This window comes from Martinezella lusitana (genome assembly GCF_016901135.1).
GTDB classification, from domain to species: domain Bacteria; phylum Pseudomonadota; class Alphaproteobacteria; order Rhizobiales; family Rhizobiaceae; genus Rhizobium; species Rhizobium lusitanum_D.
On sequence record NZ_JAFEVL010000010.1, the window covers coordinates 537,393 to 555,991 of the forward strand.

An 18,599-nucleotide genomic window follows, 5' to 3' on the forward strand; every position below is an offset into this window, starting at 1 on the left:
ATGATGCGCAAACAGCATCGTCATAGCCTTGTGCTCGCGCTGACCTTCGGCATGCTCCTGCCGGGGGGCGTGCGCGCCGAGGGGCAGGACATCCTGCCACTCTACAAGATGCTGCGCTCGCTCGAATTCATCCAGGATTCCGTCGTCGCGGGCGACAGCTCCGCCGGTGAAATGCAGCGTTTCATGCTGGCCACAATCGATGAGCGCCTGCGCAATGCGGACAAGGCTGTTTTCGACGACGACCGTAACGTCGATGCGGCCCTGATCTACACCATGAGCGGTGGCAATCCGGAAACACTCGAATATCTGATGTCGCGCGACGTCAACGGCAATTTCGACAACCGGGTTGCCGACCTTCTCAGGAAGTATCTGAACGGCAAGGGTCTGCTGGTCGTCAACACGCTCGCCGACATTGCCAAGGAATATCGTGACAAGCCGATCGGCCCTTACCTCGCACTGGTTGCCGGCAATGTGATGTCCGGCAAGAACGCGGCGGCGGCCTTGAAGCTTTACGACTGGGCGCGATTGACCGCACCGGGGACGATCGTAGAGGAATCGGCACTTCGACGCTCGCTTGCACTGTGCGCCGATGCCGGGCTGGTGCCATCAGGGCTCGAATATGCGCAGCGCTACACGAGGCGCTTTCTGCATTCGCCCTATGCAAGCCAGTTCGCCGATCTTTTCGTGCAGCTGGTCGTCGACCACGACTCCGATGTCAAACAGCAGGATATCGTCGATATCCTCTCCTTCATGGATCCTCCCAGGCAACGGGAAATCTATCTGCGTATGGCACGCCGCGCGGCGATCGCCGGCAAGTCCGATCTCGCGACGCTCGCGGCCGGTCGCGCCCAGGCGATATCAAATGACGGTAGCGATGCCTTCGGCGCATTGGCGGGCTTCTACGGCGGGGTTGCGGGCGTATCCACGCCAGCTCTGCAATCGGCGGTCAACAATCTCAACCAGATGCCTGCGGGTGAATTGAACACGCAGGATCGTGCGTTGCGCGATGCTGCCAAGGCGGTGGCGCAGGAGATCCTGCGCGCACCGGACCCCGTAAGCCTCGGGCAAGGCACTCTTCCTAATCTGCCAAACCAACAGAGTACTGAACACGATGCTGCTGTGACGAATCAACCGGGAGGCCAATTGCCCGGCACGGCGGGTGTTGAGGAGGGAGCCGCGGCAAGCGCGGCTCGTACCCCGGAGGGAGGGCGGCAGGAGGCCGACTCTTCGTTCAATGCATTCGTCACGACGAGCCGTTCGAAGCTTGATGCGATCGACGGCATGTTGAAGCAGGAAAGTCATTGATCATGAACGACATCGGTATATCCGGCGCCTCTTCGGGGGTGGATGTTCTTGCTTCCGCCAAGGGTGCCCGCCCGGGAAAACAGGATGACGGCAAGGGATTTCTGGATGCGCTGACCGGCTCACTCGGCAACGGACGTAACACGTCGGGGACGAGTGCCGGTACCGACGCGAATGCCGCTGCCGATATGAACGAGGACACGGATACGGATACGGGGAAGGCAGCGTCGGGCGATAAGGCGCCTGACGCTCTGGCTTCCAGCGCTCTGGCTGTCGACGAAAGCATCGATGCCGGGGCTGGAATGATCGATACGTCCGCCGCCAATCTGGCCAATCTCGCCGGCCTGCCCAAGGGCGCCAAGCTTGCCCAAGGTGCAGGGACAGCCACTCTCTCCAAGTCGTTGATAGAGCTTCAGAAGGCGGCTGCGGCCGATGCTTCCGCCGGCTCCGCTACTGACCCGGCTGCCGCGACGACGGATCAGGCCATGCCCTCTTCCGAAGCGGGTGAGGCGGGTAAAGTGCCAGTGCAGCCCAAGAGCCTGGATCAGCTCGCCGATATCGCGCAGCAATTGGTCGAGGTGGCCACCGCCGTTGACCAGCCGGCACCGGGCGAAGGTGACGGCAAGACACCGGTCGTAAAGGGTGGCAAAGGCACGTCAACCACTGATGACGGTAAGTCTTCAGTGACACAAGGCGCGCATACGGCTGGAACGATCTCGGACGCCTTGTCGCTCCTCAACGCTCCGCAGACCGTTGCCGCGGCGCAAGCCGTAGCGGTACCAAATGGTCAGGCTACAGGCGATACGAAGGTTCAGGGAGCCGTGCTCGGCAAGGCGGCGCTGACGCAAGACTCGTCGGACAATACGGCGGCGTTGCCAAGCGACGGCAATGAAGCGGATACGGCGCAGACATTTCGGGTGGCGCGCGCAGATGGACGAGGCGGCTCGCTCGACATGTCGATCACCAAGAATGGTGACGACGCGGCAGATGTCAATGTGGCGGCCTCGGCGAACGGCGATGGGCAGTCGGTCACAGTGCTCGACAGTCGCCGCTATCTGGGCCTGACCGCTAGCCCCAACTCGGCGCTCGTTGCCGGCTCGCTTGCGGGCGATCGCGAGTGGTCGGCTGCGATGCAGCCGGGCTCGGCGCTCTCCAACGCAGCAAGTCAGACGAGCACCGGCAAGGTCGTCAACACCCTCAAGATCCAGCTGCGCCCCGACAATCTCGGCGATGTCACGGCCACCATGCGGCTTTCCGGCGACCAGTTGAGCGTCGACCTGAAGGTGCAGACAGGCGAGGCCTACAGACAGCTCCATGCCGATCAGAGCCGCATGGTCGATGCGCTGCGGGCTCAGGGCTATCAGGTCGACAGCATCACGGTGACGATGGCGTCGAATGCGGATCAACAGTCCGACACCGGCAGCCGGCAATCCGGATCGGGGCAGTCGCAACAGCAATCCCTCTTGAACCAGGGGCAAGGCGGCGATGCACGGCCGAAGGGCCAGAACTATTCGGGACAGCAGGCAAATGGCAATAACGGCAATCGCAGCTCGGGTGAGCGCGGCGTGGAAGACGGCGCTGCTGGCAACGCTCTGCGTTCTCGCTCTGGCGCAGTTTACCTGTGAGGCGTTCGCATCCGGAAACGCGACGCCACCCGATAACGGTGCCGCCGGCCTCTGCGAACGTGAGATTCAGTCGGCCGCCGCGAAATACGGAATACCGGAAGGAATCCTTTACTCGGTCGGGTTGACGGAAACGGGACGCAAGGGTTCGCTCTATCCTTACGCCCTCAATATCGAAGGCCGGCCGGTCTTCCCGCCGTCCGAAAATGCCGCCCTGCAAGCTTTCGCCGCAGCGCGACAGAACGGCGCAAAGCTTATCGATATCGGCTGCATGCAGATAAACCAGTATTTCCACGGCGAGAATTTCGCCTCTGTTGCCGCTATGTTCGATCCTCGCAGTAACGTCGAGTATGCCGCCAAGTTTCTCCGCAACCTCCATGACCAGCATGAGACTTGGACGATGGCGGTAGCTAGATACCACGCCGGTCCGAACAATAACCCCGCCCAGAAGGTCTATGTCTGCCGCGTGATCGCCAATCTGGTTGCCACGGGCTACGGAAAATGGACGCCCAACGCGGCGACCTTCTGCCAGGATTAGACAACCTATAGGTTGCATACCGCTTCCGGTTAGCCGCCACTAACCCTTTCGATGTAGTTGACAGCCGCGAGATGGCCTGAATTACGCATATTCGTAATGTAATAACTAACTACTTTTTTATCGGTGTAAATTGCCGAGCACCCACTATATCTAGTGCAAATCGCTCCTTGAAAGTTAATCAATTATTAATTCCCGTCACTCATTTCCGACAGTTGTTCGTGATTCGCCCGATTCGTACCCATAGTTCATCGAAACACCACACTGATTCGGAGGCGGACGAATGATCGTAGTGGTTGATGAGCGAGAGCTTGTTAAGGACGGATATACTTCACTCTTTGGACGGGAGGGCATCCCGTCCACGGGATTTGATCCTCGCGAATTTGGCGAATGGGTCACGACGGCGGCAGAGGGCGATATTGCGGCGGTCGAGGCATTTCTAATCGGGCAGGGACAGCACGTACACGAGCTTCCCAGGGCGATCCGTGACCGGACGATGGCACCCGTCATCGCGGTCAGCGATCATCCCTCGCTTGAATCGACTCTTGCGCTTTTTGATTGTGGCGTCGACGATGTGGTCCGCAAGCCGGTGCATCCGCGGGAGATCCTGGCGCGTGCCGCGGCAATCCGCCGTAGGCTCAAGGCCATCAACAACTATACCGATATCGGCGCGATTCGCATCTTTGCCGATGGTCGCGACCCGGAAATCAACGGTGATGTCTTTGCATTGCCACGGCGTGAGCGGCGCATCCTGGAATACCTGATCGCCAATCGCGGTCGCCGGGTAACCAAGACGCAAATCTTCAATGCCATCTACGGCATCTTCGATGAGGAAGTCGAAGAAAACGTGGTGGAGAGCCATATCTCGAAGCTGCGCAAGAAGCTGCGCAAGAAGCTTGGTTTCGATCCGGTCGACTCCAAGCGCTTCCTTGGTTACTGCATCGATTGGAGCTGAAGCTCCCGCTCCTGCCTCCAGCCAGTTGAATTCAAACAGAAGCCCGGGAATCCAGCGATTCTCGGGCTTTTGCTTGGGCAGTCGTCAGGCTGATGTTTCCTTTCGAAGGTGCGTCGTCTCTTACCGTTTGGCGTCTCGCTGATGCCCGGGCGGATGCAATGCGACGCTCTTTGAAAAGTCACCTCGCGATGAATGACTTTTCCTCCTCTCAGACAGCTTCACGCAAGGCCCGCCACCTACTCTCAGTCGCAAGAAGGAAAACGAGGATTCCAGATGAGCATTTTCGGTAGCATGAAAACCGCGGTTTCAGGGATGAATGCGCAAGCGAATCGTTTGGCAACCGTCTCTGACAATATCGCCAACTCCAGCACGACAGGCTACAAAGAGGCGACGACGAGCTTCTCCTCCCTCGTGCTGCCTTCTTCGGGCGGCAGCTACAATTCCGGCGGCGTGGAGACTTCGGTTCACTATGCGATTTCGCAGCAGGGCAACGTATCGTCCACCACTTCGAGCACCGACCTTGCAATCCAGGGTAACGGCTTTTTCGTCGTTCAGAGCGCGGCGGGACAAACGTTTCTAACCCGCGCCGGCGACTTCTCGGCCGACGCCAGCGGCAACCTGGTCAATTCCGCCGGCTTTACGCTGATGGGCTATTCCGCCGCGGCTGGCTCCCCTTCGGTTGTCGTCAACGGCTTCGGCGGCATGGTCCCGATCAATGTCAACCAGAGTGGCGTAACTGCGGTCGCGACGACGACCGGCACCATGTCGGGTAATCTCGATTCCAACGCCGACATCGCCACCAGCAGCGCGACCGGATACCTGCCGTCCGAAAACCAGTCGCCAGTCACCACCGACACGAGCAAGGCTTCGATTACGGGCTACGACAGTCAGGGCAACGCCGTCACCTTCGACGTCTACTACACCAAGACTGCCGACAACACCTGGGATGTCTCGGTCTACAACAAGGCGGACGCCGCTTCGGGCGACACGCCGTTCCCCTATTCTTCCGGCGCTGTCGGCAGCACGACCCTGACGTTCGACGACAATGGTGCGCTGACATCGGGCGGCACGTTCGACGTCACCTTCGGATCCAACTCGCAGACCATTGCCATGGATTTCACCGGCTTCAGCCAGGTAGCCACCGATTTCAGCGCCACCGGCAAGATGAACGGTCAGGCTCCCAACCCGGTGACGAGCGTCACCATCGGTAAGGATGGCACTGTCAACGCCGTCTACAAGGACAGCTCGACCAAAGCACTCTACCGCATTCCGCTCGCCACGGTGGCAAGCCCTGACAATCTGACTGTGGAAACCGGAAACGTCTATTCAGCGAATGGTGTGTCCGGCGTAACGGTCAGTGGTTGGCCACAGAGCGGCGGGTTCGGCTACATCCAGTCCAACGCACTGGAGGAATCCAACGTCGACCTCGCAACCGAGCTGACGAATATGATCGTGTCGCAGAAGAGCTACACCGCGAACTCCAAGGTCTTCCAGGCCGGTTCCGATCTTCTCGACGTTCTCGTCAACCTGCAACGTTAAAACGGATAGGGTATCGAGTCAGTCATGTCGCTCACAACAGCACTCAATAACGCACAGGCGATATTCAACAATACAGGCGCGCAGAGCAGCGTCGTATCGAACAATATCTCCAATGCTAGCAACGCGGATTATTCGCGTCGCCAGGCGATGTTGACGACCGACATGTCTGGCGCGCAGGTCGTGAAGATCGCTCGCGCCGATGAGCCAGCGCTGCAGAAGGCCTATCTCAGCAACGCGTCGGCCGACTCTGCGCAGCAGTTGCTTCTGAAGGCCTATAACAGCCTTCAGTCAGCGACACTTGGCGGCAACGACAACGAGACCGCACCTGCAACCTACCTGTCCACCTTTCAGACGGCGATGCAGACTTATGCGGGGTCGCCGTCCAGCACCACGGCGGCTCAATCCGCCATCAATGCGGCTCAAAGCCTTGCCACTGGGCTCAACGACGCCACGACCGCGGTGCAGAGCACCCGGGCCGATGCCGATAAGCAGATCGCGTCCGATGTCGATACGCTGAATGGTCTGTTGAATCAGTTCCAGACGGCAAACGACGCGGTCAAGTCCGCGACGGCAACCGCCGGACCTACTTCGAGCGCGGTTGCCGATGCGCTCGATCAGCGCGATTCCGTCTTGAAGCAGATCTCGCAGATCGTCGGTGTGACGACGGTGACGCGCGCCAACAACGACGTGGCGCTCTACACCACGAACGGTGCGACCCTCTTCGAGACCATTCCACGCTCGGTGACCTTTACGCCGACGAATTCCTACACGGCAGGCACTGTCGGCAACAATGTCTACATCGATGGTGTTGCATTGCCTGCGGGTCAGGGCGCCGCCACCACAGGGCAGGGTAGCCTGCAGGCGTCGTTGCAGGTTCGAGACGACGTCGCTCCGACCTACCAGAAGCAACTCGATGAAATCGCGCGCGGTCTGGTAACGGTCTTCTCGGAGAAGAACCAGTCGGATCCTACCGCAGCGGCACAGACCGGTTTGTTCACCTGGAGCGACGGTACTGTTCCGACCAGCGCATCGGTCGTCACGGGTATGGCCGGCTCGATCACCGTCAACTCGGCATTGATCGCCTCGCAGGGCGGCAATCCGGACCTCCTGCGCGACGGCGGTATCAACGGTACGGATTATGTCGTCAACACCAGCGGCGATAGCGGTTATTCCACCCAGCTGGATGCCTATATCACATCCATGAACACGAAGATGGACTTCGACTCCAGCGCGGGCTCCGACACGAACGCCAGCCTCATGGATTATTCGTCCAGCTCTATCGGCTGGCTCGAGGGGCAGCGCAGCACGGCAACGACGGCGGGTGAAAACACATCTGCGGCACTCTCGCGCTCCTCAAGCGCCTATTCAAACGCGACCGGCGTCAATCTCGACGAAGAGCTGACGCTGATGATGGATATCGAACAGTCCTACAAGGCTGGAACCAAGATATTGAACGCAGTCAACGAGATGCTTCAATCGGTACTGGATATTGCGAGCTAAGCCATGAAACTTTCTTTCATTTCGAGCACGGCCATTCAGAACTCCATGCGCCAGACGATCCGTCAGGCGCAGAACGAGATGACGGATGCTTCGACAGAGGCAACCACCGGTACCTATGCGGATATTGGCGTTTCGTTGGGCAGCAGCACGACGCAGAACGTCAATCTGACGAGGGAAGTGACGCGCATCGATTCGATCCTCAGCAGCAACTCGATCGCAAACCAGCGAATGACATCGTCGCAGACGGCCTTGAGCGACATGAGCTCCCAGGCCCAGAAGTTCATGGATCAGTTGGTGGCGCTGCGCGGCAACACCGACGGCAGCAGCGTGTCGCTGACGCAGCAGACGGCCACGGCGACCATGTCCAGCTTCCTTGCGGACGCCAATACCATGGTCAACGGCGAATATCTTTTCGCCGGCACCAACACCGACGTGCAGCCGGTGACCGACAACTCCTCGGCGACGACCACGGCGATCCAGACAGCGCTGACGCAGTATGCCACGGACAATGGCACAACTGTGGACCAGCTCAGCGGCGACCAGATGAAGGACTTCATCACGACCATTGTCGAGCCGATGGTCACGTCCGACAGCGGTTGGTCTAGCTGGTCGAGTGCGTCGGATCAGAACATGACGAGCCGGATTAGTAACTCTGAAGTCATCGATTCGTCGACAAATGCGAATTCCTCGGGTATGCGCTATCTGGCACTCGCAACGACGGTTGCCAATTCGCTGATGAGTACGACGCCTAGTCTCGGTCAGGACGCATTGAATGCCGTCACCGACCAGGCGACCAGTTATGCGCGCCAGGCGATAGACGGGCTTAACACCCAGGCGAGCCAGCTCGGCCTCTCTCAGTCGCGCCTGACGGATGCAAACACTGCTCTGAATGCCCAGAAGACCATTCTCAATACCAATATTGGCGACCTGACGGGAGTGGATCCCTACGAGGCTTCGACCAAGGTCAATAGCCTCCAGACCCAGCTCGAGACCGCTTACACCATCGTCTCCAAGATCCAACAACTAAGCCTTGTAAATTACCTTTGATGATCAAAGGGAAGTAATGACCAGGAAGGATGCATGAATGTATCAGTTCTCATATGCGGAAGTCATGCAGGATGCAGTGGCCGACGCCAAAGAGCGAGAACGACAAGTTCTGGACCGGTCGATTGCCCTTCTCTCTGCGGCCCGTGATGCGGGGAAATACGGCCGTGAAGCGATTGAAGCCCTGTTCTATACGCGACGCGTATGGGTCAGCTTCGTCGAGGACCTTAAAAGTCCGGAGAACCAGCTCAATGTCGAACTGCGCGCCAACCTAATTTCGATCGCCATCTGGATATTGAAGGAATGCGATCGGATCCGGCGGCGCCAGTCGGTAAACTATCAAGGCATCATCGATGTCACCACCATCATCAGGGATGGACTTAAATGAAAAGTACGCTTCGCATATCGCTTAAAGCCGGGGAAAAGATCTTTATAAATGGGGCCGTTCTGCGTGTCGATCGCAAGGTCGCCCTGGAATTCCTGAATGATGTGACTTTCCTCCTTGAGAACCACGTGCTTCAGCCCGAGGACGCGAACACCCCGCTGCGCCAGCTCTACTTCATCGCGCAGATGATCCTCATCAATCCCGAGGGCAAGGAACAGTCGATGATGATGTTCCGCAAGTCGATCGTCATGCTGCTGTCCTGCTTCCACAATGAGGAAGTGCTGGCCGAATTGAAGCGTATCGACGGCCTCGTGGCCACCGGCCGCGCCTTCGATGCACTGAAGGCGATCCGCGGGCTCTATCCGGTCGAGGACAATATCCTGAACACTCAGGAAATGCCGGCGGCCACGATCGAGCACATTCGCCGGGAGATCGCTCCATGGCAGCGGTAGATGCCGTCACGAGCAGCACGAGCACGAGCGATTCCACCAGTACCGCTGCCGCGGCTTCTGCGAGCGCTACCCTGAACTATAACGACTTCCTGCAGCTCCTCATCGCACAGATGAAGAACCAGGATCCGACCGCTCCGATGGATGCCACCCAGCAGATTTCGCAGCTTGCCAGCTTCTCTCAGGTCGAGCAGCAGATTCAGACGAACTCGCACCTCGAAACGGTGTTGCAGAACCAATGGATCTCGCAGGCGTCCGACTATATCGGCAAGGAAATCCAGAGCGCCGACGGCACGGTCACGGGCACGATCAAGGAAGTAACCGTCTATTCGGACGGTATTATCGCCGAGACCGAGGCGGGCGACAAGGTCCTGATCCAGGCCGGCGTGACGATTGCCCCGGCCGGCACGACCATTGATACGACGACATCAACGAGCGATACTAGCACCAGCGATTCGTCGAGTACGAACTAGAGCAGCAGCTCATGAGGAGCTGGCTGAACCTGAGGTGAAGATGCCATGAATGAAGCCGATGCATTGGATATCTTCCAGGCGGCGATCTGGACGGTGCTCGTGGCTTCCGGCCCGGCGGTTCTCGCAGCCATGGTTGTCGGTCTGGTGATCGCCTTGATTCAGGCGCTGACCCAGGTGCAGGAGGCGACATTGACCTTCGTGCCGAAGATCGTCGCCGTCATGGTGACCATCGGCATCACGGCCCCTTTCGTCGGCTCGCAGATTGGGATCTTTACCAATCTCGTCTTTTCCCGAATCCAATCGGGCTTCTAGATCGGAGCCGAAGGCCGAAACGGCTTTCGGTTCATACGTTTCGCTGGCTATAAACCATTCTCGCACAAGCTTCGCCTCTTAAAGATCGGTTTGAATAGGGTAAGCGGATCAGCCGTTTGCCTCCTCTCATGAAGAGACGGAACCGGTCGATGGCACAACCACCCGCAATAGCACTCCCCAAAGCCAATCCCAGTATGCGTGATGTCGGGTTCGCCCTCGGCATCATGGTCATCCTTTGCGTGCTGTTCCTGCCGATCCCGCCGTTCCTGATCGATCTCGGGCTCGCCTTTTCGATCGCGCTTTCGGTGCTGATCCTCATGGTGGCATTGTGGATCAAGAAGCCGCTGGAGTTTTCGTCCTTCCCGACCATCCTTCTGATCGCCACGATGACGCGTCTGGCGCTGAACATCGCGACGACGCGTGTCATCCTCTCGCATGGCTATGAAGGGCATGACGCCGCCGGCGGCGTCATTGCGGGCTTCGCCAGCCTGGTAATGTCGGGCGATTTCGTCATCGGTCTGATCGTCTTCATGATCCTGATCACCATCAACTTCATCGTCATCACCAAGGGCGCGACCCGTATCGCCGAAGTCGGCGCCCGCTTCACGCTGGATGCCATCCCCGGCAAGCAGATGGCGATCGACGCCGATCTTTCGGCGGGCCTGATCGATGAGAAGGAGGCACAGCGGCGCCGTCGGGAGCTGGAAGAGGAAAGCTCCTTTTTCGGTGCCATGGACGGTGCCTCGAAGTTCGTGCGCGGTGACGCGGTTGCCGGCCTTTTGATCACCTGCATCAATATCTTTGGCGGCATCATCATCGGCTATTTCCGTCACGGCATGCCGATCAGCCAGGCCGCGGACGTCTTCGTCAAGCTTTCCGTCGGCGACGGTCTGGTTTCGCAGATGCCGGCGCTGATCGTGTCTCTGGCCGCCGGCCTCCTCGTTTCGCGCGGCGGCACCTCCGGCTCCACCGACCAGGCCGTCATCAATCAGCTGAGCGGCTATCCGCGCGCGCTCGCCGTGTCGGCGGTCCTGATGGGCATCCTGGCCGTCATGCCCGGCATGCCTTTCCTGCCTTTCACGTTCCTTGGCGGCCTGATGGCTGCTGGCGCCTGGTTCATTCCGCGCCAGATCGAAGCCGAGAACAAGCTTCGCCGCGACGCCGAGGAGCAGAAGGTGATGCACACGAAGGAAATGGAGAAGGATTCGGTCAAGTCGGTTCTGAAGACCGCCGAGATCGAGCTGGCGCTTGGCAAGATCGTCTCCACCCGCCTGCTTGGCGCCCACCAGGAACTGGCCTTCCGCGTCGGCAAGATGCGCAAGAAGTTCGCGACGCAATACGGCTTCGTCGTGCCGGAGATCAAGGTGATCGACGACATGGCCATCGCCGATAAGTCGTATCAGATCCGCATCCACGGCACGACGATCGCCTCCAATGTGCTGCGCGTCGGCGAAGTGCTTGTCGTCACCGGCGCGGGCCGCAAACCCACCGTTCCGGGCGATGACATCCGCGAACCCGCCTTCGGCATGCCGGCCGTGTCCGTTCTCGAAGCCTTCACGGAGGATCTGAAGCGCGAAGGCTTCCAGCCGATCGACAATGTTTCCGTCGTGCTCACCCATATGAGCGAGGTCATTCGCAACAACCTGCCCGCACTTCTGTCCTACAAGGACGTGAAGATACTGATCGAACGTCTCGATCCCGAGTACAAGAAGCTCGCCGACGAGATCTGCTCGTCGCATATGTCCTATTCCGGCCTGCAGGCGGTGCTGAAGCTGCTGCTTGCCGAGCGCGTCTCGATCCGCAACCTGCATCTCATCCTCGAAGCCGTGGCCGAACTTGCGCCGCACGTGCGCAAGACGGAGCAGATCGTCGAGCATGTCCGCGTGCGCATGGCGCAGCAGCTCTGCGGCGATCTGGCCGACAACGGCGTATTGCGAGTGCTGCGCCTCGGCAGCAAATGGGACCTGGTCTTCCATCAGGCGCTGAAGCGCGATCAGAAGGGCGAGGTCGTCGAGTTCGACATCGATCCGCGCAGCCTCGAGGAGTTCAGCGAGCAGGCAGGCAAAGTTATCCGTGAATACATGGACCGAGGCATGCCCTTCGTTCTTGTCACGTCGCCGGAAACGCGCTCCTATGTGCGCATGATCATCGAACGCTTGTTCGCGACACTTCCGGTTCTGTCGCATGTGGAATTGGCCAAGGGGATCGAGATCAAGATTCTAGGTTCGATTTCATGATATCTGACCCCCAGGGTACCATTCTGGCGCTGTTCGTCGCCTTTTGCCGCATCGGCGGCTGCATGATGGTGCTTCCGGGGTTTTCGTCTGGCCGGGTGCCGACGCAGATTCGGCTGCTGATCTCGGTGGCCTTGTCGATGGCGATCCTGCCGCTGCTCTGGAATACGATCTATCCCGAAGTGTCGAAGAGCGGCGCGAGCTATATAGCGTTGATCTTCACCGAAACGATCATCGGTCTGATGTATGGCATGATGGCCCGGATCTATACGCTGGGCCTGCAGTTCGCCGGTACGGTCATATCGATGATGATCGGCTTCAACGCTCCGGCTGGCGCTGATATCATCGAGGATTCAAGCGAGACCTCGCTGACCAGCCTCATCAGCTTTTGCGGGCTGATGATTCTCTTCATCCTGGATTTTCATCACTACGTTCTGCAGGCGCTGGTCGATTCCTATTCCCTCATTCCCTTCGGCGGGCATATCGAGCCCCGAGCCGCGCTGATCTCCATCACGGACGCGCTGGAGGCGACTTTCTTCATCATGTTGCGGCTGGCGAGCCCTTTTCTGCTTTATGGCCTGATGTTCCAGATCTCGATCGGCTTCATCAACAAGCTGGCGCCGCAGATACCGATCTATTTCATTTCCACGCCCTATCTTCTGATGGGCGGCTTGTTCATGCTCTATCTCAGTATCGCGGCGATGATCAGCCAGTTCTCCAATGCGTTCCTCACCGTCTTCAACGGGCATTAGCGGATGAGCGGAAAGGCTGCGCAGCGCACTTCGGACGGGCTCGGGAACGCACAGACGGTGAGCAGGTAGGATATGGCGGAAAGAAGTCGTTCTGAAAAACTGAAGCGCCTCGTCGCGGTGCAGCGGCATCTGGAACGGATAGCCGAGACCGAGCTTGCCGATACGACGCGTCAGCGCTCCGATGTCACCGCATCGATGGAAAGGGTCATGGATGCGATCAGCTCCGCCGACCCCATTCATATGGCGTTTTCCATGCAATATGCCGACCGCTACGGCCGCCTGACGATCAGGGATCAGCAGCTTGAGGGCATTCAGGAGCTGATTCAGATGAAGGTCCAGCAGGAGCGCACCAAGGCAGACCGGCTGGAAGAGCATATGAAGGACGCTCGGGAGCTCGAAACGCGTGAAGCTGACGATAATGCGGTCTACGACATCGTCGATCAGCACTTCGCCGCAGCAACGCCAGCCTCCAGCAAGGTTCAAAAACCATAATCACCGCGATCATGGAGCAGGACGTGCATCGTTGGGTTGCCCGCTTGCTCTGACCGTTTGATTCGACATGCCCTCCGCGCGATCGATGCATCGTGTGTTTCCGGGGCATGCGATAGCAGAAGGAGACGTGACGTGGCTATTTCGCCTCCGAGTGATTTGGTTCTGGATGTCGTCAAGGCCGCCGATCCGACCGATGTCGAGGCTGCCCAGGCCAAGCTCGCCGCCAACAGAGCAGCCTTCGCCGCCACAAGCCTGGCCGAGAACGGCAACGGCTTCGGCTCGACAGTGGATGCGCTCAACAGCGCTGGGACGCAGGCCGGCCTCAGCAATGCGAATACGAATGCGGCCCCGACGAAGGTACCGCAGGTCTATCGCAAGTTCGAAGCCATGATGCTGCAGAATTTCGTGAAGAACATGCTGCCGAGCAGCGAGACGCTCTATGGCAAGGGTTCGGCGGGCGAGATCTGGAAAGGCATGATGGCCGAGCAGCTGGGCAACACGATCGCCAAGAACGGCGGCGTCGGCATCGCCGAAAAGATGTATCAGGAACAGGTCACCAAGATGCGCAATACCGGCGCCATCAATTCCGCGACCAATGAGAACGACAAGAAGATGGCCCTCAGCGCCATCACGGATTTTCAGCGCAAGACGCTTGCCGCGGCTGACGACAGTAGCGATAGCGATACCAGCATCACCAATCAGAACACGCTGACGTCCCAGAAAGCATAAGCGAGGTAATACCATGGAAGTGATGTCGCAGGACTATCGAATCAAATCGGTCCTTGGCCGCCTGGAGATGATTATCGACAACGAGAACAACCGGATCGGCACCGACCCGGAGTTCGATCTGAAGGTGTCGAACGCTCATAAGAGCCGCTGCCTCTACGAATTGTCGATGCTGTTTCGGGATACCGATCCGGCGGACCTCGCCGTCGCTCATATCGAGCAGCTTCATGGTCTGAAGAAGAAACTGGTTGTGAACGCGCGTCGCGTCGAGGCTCATCTCGAGGCCGTGCGTGCGGTCGCCGATATTCTGAGAAGCGCGGTGCAGAACGTCGATGCGGATGGCACCTATTCTCAAGAGCAATTCCGCGTCCGTGAGGCCGGATGATCAAGCTCGTTCTCACCGGTCTGTGGGTTTGCGCCGTAACATTGGCCTCGGTCTATTTTTCGGTGCAGACGGCGACGGCGCCCGCGATCAGTCCTGACGATGCCAAGAGGGCACAGCAGGAATTGGTCAAGGGCGAATCGATCAATGTTCCCGTTATCGCCAACGGCCAGGTGACCGGCTATTTCCTGACCCGTATCTCCTTCATGATGGAGAAGGGCAAGGCAAACACTGTGCAGATACCCTTGCCGGAACTGACGACCGATGAGCTCTTTTCGCTGCTGATCGGCAACAAGGCGATCGATATCGCCCACACCGAGAGCTTCGATGTCGCTGCCTTTCGCAGCGATCTGAAGAAGGGGATGAACGAGCGGCTCGGCGGCGACTATGTTGCCGACGTGCTGATCGAACAGCTCGACTACCTCTCCAAGGAAGAGACCCATGGCGGGGAAACCGTCGGCAAGAAAACGGTCAAGCCGGTGAAGATCGTTCCGGAAACCGCGACTGCTGAGTAGATATCGTCCTGGCAAGGCGATAGTGCCGCTCCATCCGAGGGGCGGCGAACAAGGATTTGCCGCCCGACGGCAAAGTTAAAAAATCCCTGCCGATTTCGCGCAATTGCAAGGCTTTATTCTAACGGAAGGTTGGAATTGCCTTGCTATAAGCACCTCCTATGCATGCCTCCATTGTTGCCGCACCGACGAACGGCAGCGGAGGCGCGCCTTGTATCGCCGGCACCGAATATGGTTGAGCGCTGCCGGCAGGAGGTTGTTGGATTGAACCCGGTCGCTGATTTCGCCGTACTCGCGTCACGCCGCATGATCTTCGATCTGCCGGTCTGCGATCTCGACTGGGAAGATGCGCTGACCTTCATCGATGAACTTGCATCCCTGCCGGTCGGACATACCGCAATTTCCTTCGTCAATGCTCATAACATGCTGGTGATGCTGCGCGACGAGAGCTATCGCGAGGTTCTGGAGCGCAATCTCGTTTTGCCCGATGGTGTAGGTCTCGATATCGCCTCCCGGATCGCCCATGGAGAGCCCTTTCCCGCCAATCTGAACGGCACCGATTTTGTGCCGGCGCTGCTGACCTTCATGGAGCGGCCGAAACGCATCGGTCTTGTGGGCGGCCGTCGCGCGATCGTCGAGAAGGCCGCAGAGAGAATGCGGCAACACGCGCCTTGGCATGAATTCATCGTCGTCTCGGACGGCTTCTTCGATCCGGCGAGAAGCGACGCGGTAACCAGGGAAATCAGCAGGCAGAAGATCGATGTGCTGATCGTCGGCATGGGGACGCCGCTGCAGGAAAAATGGGTTGCCGAAAACATCGGTCCGCAGCATGCGCGGCTGGTGCTGACCGTTGGCGCGCTGTTCGATTTCTTTTCCGGATCGGTGCCGCGCGCTCCGGGGCTGGTACGCGCATTGCGCAGCGAATGGATGTTCCGCCTGCTGCTGGAACCAAACAGGTTGTGGCGGCGCTATGTCCTCGGCGTGCCGCAGTTCTTCTATCAGGTGGTTCGGCACCAGTTCGGCCGCAAGGAACGTATCCTTCGTGCAGAACCACAGGAAGCGCCGCAGCCGCTGCTCGTATCGCGAGATAAGCTGGCAAGTTGATGATCGCCGACGTGGCGTTAACCATTTCTTTGGCATGAAAATTTAGAGTGGGTTAACCATTCGCATCGGTCCTCGACCATGCGCGCGAGATGACCTGCCATGTCGGAAAGCAAAGCAAGGCTCGGATTTTACCCTGACGATGCGGAAGCCTTCGAGGTTTCGCGCGGGCCGCACCGGCGTGTCTCCTCCCACCGGGAAGACAATGGCCCCTCCGTTGCCGCCCATCTGCGTGCGGCCAACTCCGACGATCCACGCGATGCGGAGCTGCGCGCGATCCTCCGCAGAATGCTGGACGGCGATCCCTATCCCGTCTCGGGTCGAAGGGCATCCGTGGCGGAAGCTTCACAGCAGGCTCAGTCTCTGACCGAGCATATCAGCAGCATTCTGAGCCATCGCCACATCGACGAGCCGATCAGTCGTCCGTCATCGGAAGCCGGCGTCGATCTGCTGGAGTTCGTGCCCGACCTGCTCGACGGCGAAACCGGGCTGCCGGCTCTGGCCGCCACACCAGCCCCTCGTGAGCAAATCCCTCCGCCGCGTCGTCGGACTTTTGGCATTGGTTCCATCGGTCTTGTCATCGCAGCTTCGCTGGCGGGAGCGGCCATTCCGACGATGCTCGCACCGCCGCCGCTCTATATGTCACAGACCATCCTGCATGCTGAAGGCGAGGGCAGGGCGCGCCAGGCATTGCTGGATGTAGCCGCAAAGCGCGCGGTCGCCCCTTCAGCCCTTTCCGACGTCGTCGCCAGGCTGAAGCTGGATCGCGATCCGGAATTTACCGGCAGCCGGGCGGGCGCTCTTGGCGTTGCCGTCGAACTCTTGTCCGGCAATGGCAATGCCTCCGATGCGCCGTCGCGCGCGCAAGCCGCTCTTCGCAAGGGCGTCGCCGTGAGCGTCGATGGCTCGACCGGCCTCCTGCGCTTGGCTGTCACCACGGGCGATCCGGTCAGATCCGCCGAGATCGCCAATCGGCTGGCTGTCGCCACCACCCATGATGCCGCCGTCGCGCAGGCGGCGGGAACGCCAGCCCTTGGTGATACGGCAGCCGACGACAGTCGCAAGGAGCTCGAGCGCGCTTCGGCCGCGCTCGCGGGCTTCAAGGCGCAGTATGGCGAAGACAGGATCGCGGCGGCACTGACGTTGCAGGAGCAACGGCAGCAGTTGGATAGCGACATCAAAGCGGCCGGTCTGGCGGTGCGTAGCGCCAAGGCCCGCGTTTCGGCGGTCAAATCCGCGACACCCGCTTCCGTGCTCGGCGGTGCCTTGCCGGGCGATCTGGCATCCGCCGCCCTCGATGATCTGCGCAGCCGTTACAACGCCGCCAAGGCGCAGCTCACGCAGCTCTCGACGCAGCTTGGGCCTCGCCATCCTCGCCTGCTCGCGCAGCAGGCGACGGTCGATGATCTCTCGGCCGGCATCCGCAGCCAGCTGCAACGGCTTGTCGTCAGCAGCGATGCAGCTCTGAAGGCCGCTCTTGAGAGCCAGCAGGCCCTTTCTGCGCGTATGACCGCTCTCAGCCAGAAGAGCGTCGGTGTTGACGTCGTCCGTCTCGCGCAATTGCAGGATGCTGTTACCGCCGCGCAAAGCCGCTACGAGGCGGATCAGCAAAGTCCCATTATTGCTCCGCCGGAAGCCGGGGCGCCGATGACCGTGGTGTCGCCGGCAGCCGCAGCTCCGCTGGACAACGATCTTGTTGGCAATCAGGCGATCGGCTTCCTGGGAGGGCTCGGCCTGGCGCTTTGCCTGGTTTTCCTGCGCAAATGGCTGACTGGGGCCGCGCCGACGGAGGATGATGCAATCGGCGATGCCGCCGTGCCCGCCACCGCTCTACAGCACGATATCGAGCTGGAGTTTCCGTCAACGCATGATGCTCCCGACGAACCTGTTGCGGCCCCTATGCCGGAAATTGGAAGCCGACCGGCCGGCGCCGATGAATGGACGCGCATTCATCAGGAGCTGGCATTCCTGCGTGCCAAGGTTCAAACCTATGCCGCGCACAGGCACGTCGGGCGCGGTTGATCGGCCCGCCGTTTTCTCCTTGCAATTACCACTTTCAGACACCATAGGGCGTTTGCAGGCAATTCCATCAGGCTGACGGCTTGTAGATTGCTGCCGAATTCATATCGGGAGACGAGCGTGACGACAGTGATCGATGGAAAGATTGCGGCGGCTTCGGTGATCGAGGCGGTGAAGGTTGCCGCCGGCGGGCTAGAGACGGAGACCGGTGTTAGGACCGGGCTTGCCGTTGTCATCGTCGGCGACGATCCGGCCAGCCACGCCT

Annotated in this window: 19 protein-coding genes and 1 pseudogene; all 20 read left to right on the forward strand. The window is 59.6% G+C overall.

Features of this window, described 5'->3' with window-relative positions:
- Positions 1–1,305 carry a chemotaxis protein MotC gene (gene motC, locus JTP94_RS05590; RefSeq protein ID WP_204849531.1) on the forward strand — a complete coding sequence of 435 codons (1,305 nt, stop codon included), beginning with the start codon at positions 1–3 and terminating at the stop codon, positions 1,303–1,305.
- Positions 1,306–1,307: 2 nt separating this feature from the next.
- On the forward strand, positions 1,308–2,927 hold the full coding sequence (locus JTP94_RS05595; RefSeq protein ID WP_204849532.1) for a flagellar hook-length control protein FliK: 1,620 nt from the start codon (positions 1,308–1,310) through the stop codon (positions 2,925–2,927).
- Positions 2,857–3,462: a transglycosylase SLT domain-containing protein gene (locus tag JTP94_RS05600; RefSeq protein ID WP_271024353.1), complete on the forward strand. Its 606-nt coding sequence runs from the start codon at positions 2,857–2,859 to the stop codon at positions 3,460–3,462. Before JTP94_RS05595 ends, JTP94_RS05600 begins: the two co-directional genes overlap by 71 nt.
- Before the next feature lie 280 nt (positions 3,463–3,742).
- A complete protein-coding gene (rem, locus tag JTP94_RS05605) occupies positions 3,743–4,414 on the forward strand; it encodes a transcriptional activator Rem (protein ID WP_034513670.1) in 672 nt (223 codons plus the stop codon).
- Between the two features lie 273 nt (positions 4,415–4,687).
- Positions 4,688–5,953 carry a flagellar hook protein FlgE gene (locus tag JTP94_RS05610; RefSeq protein ID WP_204849533.1) on the forward strand — a complete coding sequence of 422 codons (1,266 nt, stop codon included), beginning with the start codon at positions 4,688–4,690 and terminating at the stop codon, positions 5,951–5,953.
- A 24-nt stretch (positions 5,954–5,977) separates the two neighbouring features.
- On the forward strand, positions 5,978–7,453 hold the full coding sequence (flgK, locus tag JTP94_RS05615) for a flagellar hook-associated protein FlgK (protein ID WP_204849534.1): 1,476 nt from the start codon (positions 5,978–5,980) through the stop codon (positions 7,451–7,453).
- 3 nt (positions 7,454–7,456) lie between these two features.
- Positions 7,457–8,500, forward strand: a complete 1,044-nt coding sequence (locus tag JTP94_RS05620) for a flagellar hook-associated family protein (RefSeq protein ID WP_204849535.1) — start codon at positions 7,457–7,459, stop codon at positions 8,498–8,500.
- Between the two features lie 37 nt (positions 8,501–8,537).
- Positions 8,538–8,885, forward strand: a complete 348-nt coding sequence (gene flaF / locus JTP94_RS05625) for a flagellar biosynthesis regulator FlaF (protein ID WP_204849536.1) — start codon at positions 8,538–8,540, stop codon at positions 8,883–8,885.
- Entirely contained in the window at positions 8,882–9,334 is a 453-nt protein-coding gene (gene flbT / locus JTP94_RS05630; protein ID WP_204849537.1) for a flagellar biosynthesis repressor FlbT, read from the forward strand. The genes flaF and flbT overlap by 4 nt, the downstream gene beginning before the upstream one ends.
- Entirely contained in the window at positions 9,322–9,804 is a 483-nt protein-coding gene (flgD, locus tag JTP94_RS05635; RefSeq protein WP_204849538.1) for a flagellar hook assembly protein FlgD, read from the forward strand. Before flbT ends, flgD begins: the two co-directional genes overlap by 13 nt.
- A gap of 45 nt (positions 9,805–9,849) precedes the next feature.
- The gene (gene fliQ / locus JTP94_RS05640; RefSeq protein WP_034513658.1) at positions 9,850–10,116 is read left to right on the forward strand and encodes a flagellar biosynthesis protein FliQ; all 267 of its coding nucleotides are present in this window, start codon (positions 9,850–9,852) and stop codon (positions 10,114–10,116) included.
- Positions 10,117–10,265: 149 nt separating this feature from the next.
- Entirely contained in the window at positions 10,266–12,353 is a 2,088-nt protein-coding gene (flhA, locus tag JTP94_RS05645; RefSeq protein ID WP_204849539.1) for a flagellar biosynthesis protein FlhA, read from the forward strand.
- The gene (gene fliR, locus JTP94_RS05650) at positions 12,350–13,102 is read left to right on the forward strand and encodes a flagellar biosynthetic protein FliR (protein WP_204849540.1); all 753 of its coding nucleotides are present in this window, start codon (positions 12,350–12,352) and stop codon (positions 13,100–13,102) included. The genes flhA and fliR overlap by 4 nt, the downstream gene beginning before the upstream one ends.
- A 72-nt stretch (positions 13,103–13,174) precedes the next feature.
- The gene (locus JTP94_RS05655; RefSeq protein ID WP_204849541.1) at positions 13,175–13,594 is read left to right on the forward strand and encodes a hypothetical protein; all 420 of its coding nucleotides are present in this window, start codon (positions 13,175–13,177) and stop codon (positions 13,592–13,594) included.
- Between the two features lie 132 nt (positions 13,595–13,726).
- Entirely contained in the window at positions 13,727–14,323 is a 597-nt protein-coding gene (locus JTP94_RS05660) for a rod-binding protein (RefSeq protein WP_204849542.1), read from the forward strand.
- A gap of 13 nt (positions 14,324–14,336) precedes the next feature.
- Entirely contained in the window at positions 14,337–14,705 is a 369-nt protein-coding gene (locus JTP94_RS05665; RefSeq protein ID WP_204849543.1) for a hypothetical protein, read from the forward strand.
- Positions 14,702–15,217 carry a hypothetical protein gene (locus JTP94_RS05670; RefSeq protein WP_204849544.1) on the forward strand — a complete coding sequence of 172 codons (516 nt, stop codon included), beginning with the start codon at positions 14,702–14,704 and terminating at the stop codon, positions 15,215–15,217. The genes JTP94_RS05665 and JTP94_RS05670 overlap by 4 nt, the downstream gene beginning before the upstream one ends.
- A gap of 261 nt (positions 15,218–15,478) precedes the next feature.
- The gene (locus JTP94_RS05675) at positions 15,479–16,318 is read left to right on the forward strand and encodes a WecB/TagA/CpsF family glycosyltransferase (protein ID WP_204849545.1); all 840 of its coding nucleotides are present in this window, start codon (positions 15,479–15,481) and stop codon (positions 16,316–16,318) included.
- Positions 16,319–16,417: 99 nt separating this feature from the next.
- Positions 16,418–18,337 (forward strand): succinoglycan biosynthesis transport protein, encoded by a 1,920-nt coding sequence (locus JTP94_RS05680; protein ID WP_204849546.1) that lies wholly within the window; start codon positions 16,418–16,420, stop codon positions 18,335–18,337.
- Between the two features lie 117 nt (positions 18,338–18,454).
- Positions 18,455–18,599: pseudogene (locus tag JTP94_RS05685) on the forward strand (bifunctional methylenetetrahydrofolate dehydrogenase/methenyltetrahydrofolate cyclohydrolase); the annotation flags it as partial.

Excerpts from the sequence above, each read along its gene's own strand:
- JTP94_RS05620 (WP_204849535.1), top strand. The coding sequence starts at position 7,457 with ATGAAACTTTCTTTCATTTCGAGCACGGCCATTCAGAACTCCATGCGC.
- flgD (WP_204849538.1), top strand. The coding sequence starts at position 9,322 with ATGGCAGCGGTAGATGCCGTCACGAGCAGCACGAGCACGAGCGATTCC.
- flbT (WP_204849537.1), top strand. The coding sequence starts at position 8,882 with ATGAAAAGTACGCTTCGCATATCGCTTAAAGCCGGGGAAAAGATCTTT.
- JTP94_RS05670 (WP_204849544.1), top strand. The coding sequence starts at position 14,702 with ATGATCAAGCTCGTTCTCACCGGTCTGTGGGTTTGCGCCGTAACATTG.
- JTP94_RS05610 (WP_204849533.1), top strand. The coding sequence starts at position 4,688 with ATGAGCATTTTCGGTAGCATGAAAACCGCGGTTTCAGGGATGAATGCG.
- flgK (WP_204849534.1), top strand. The coding sequence starts at position 5,978 with ATGTCGCTCACAACAGCACTCAATAACGCACAGGCGATATTCAACAAT.
- flhA (WP_204849539.1), top strand. The coding sequence starts at position 10,266 with ATGGCACAACCACCCGCAATAGCACTCCCCAAAGCCAATCCCAGTATG.
- flaF (WP_204849536.1), top strand. The coding sequence starts at position 8,538 with ATGTATCAGTTCTCATATGCGGAAGTCATGCAGGATGCAGTGGCCGAC.
- JTP94_RS05595 (WP_204849532.1), top strand. The coding sequence starts at position 1,308 with ATGAACGACATCGGTATATCCGGCGCCTCTTCGGGGGTGGATGTTCTT.
- JTP94_RS05665 (WP_204849543.1), top strand. The coding sequence starts at position 14,337 with ATGGAAGTGATGTCGCAGGACTATCGAATCAAATCGGTCCTTGGCCGC.
- fliR (WP_204849540.1), top strand. The coding sequence starts at position 12,350 with ATGATATCTGACCCCCAGGGTACCATTCTGGCGCTGTTCGTCGCCTTT.
- JTP94_RS05655 (WP_204849541.1), top strand. The coding sequence starts at position 13,175 with ATGGCGGAAAGAAGTCGTTCTGAAAAACTGAAGCGCCTCGTCGCGGTG.
- JTP94_RS05680 (WP_204849546.1), top strand. The coding sequence starts at position 16,418 with ATGTCGGAAAGCAAAGCAAGGCTCGGATTTTACCCTGACGATGCGGAA.
- fliQ (WP_034513658.1), top strand. The coding sequence starts at position 9,850 with ATGAATGAAGCCGATGCATTGGATATCTTCCAGGCGGCGATCTGGACG.
- rem (WP_034513670.1), top strand. The coding sequence starts at position 3,743 with ATGATCGTAGTGGTTGATGAGCGAGAGCTTGTTAAGGACGGATATACT.
- motC (WP_204849531.1), top strand. The coding sequence starts at position 1 with ATGATGCGCAAACAGCATCGTCATAGCCTTGTGCTCGCGCTGACCTTC.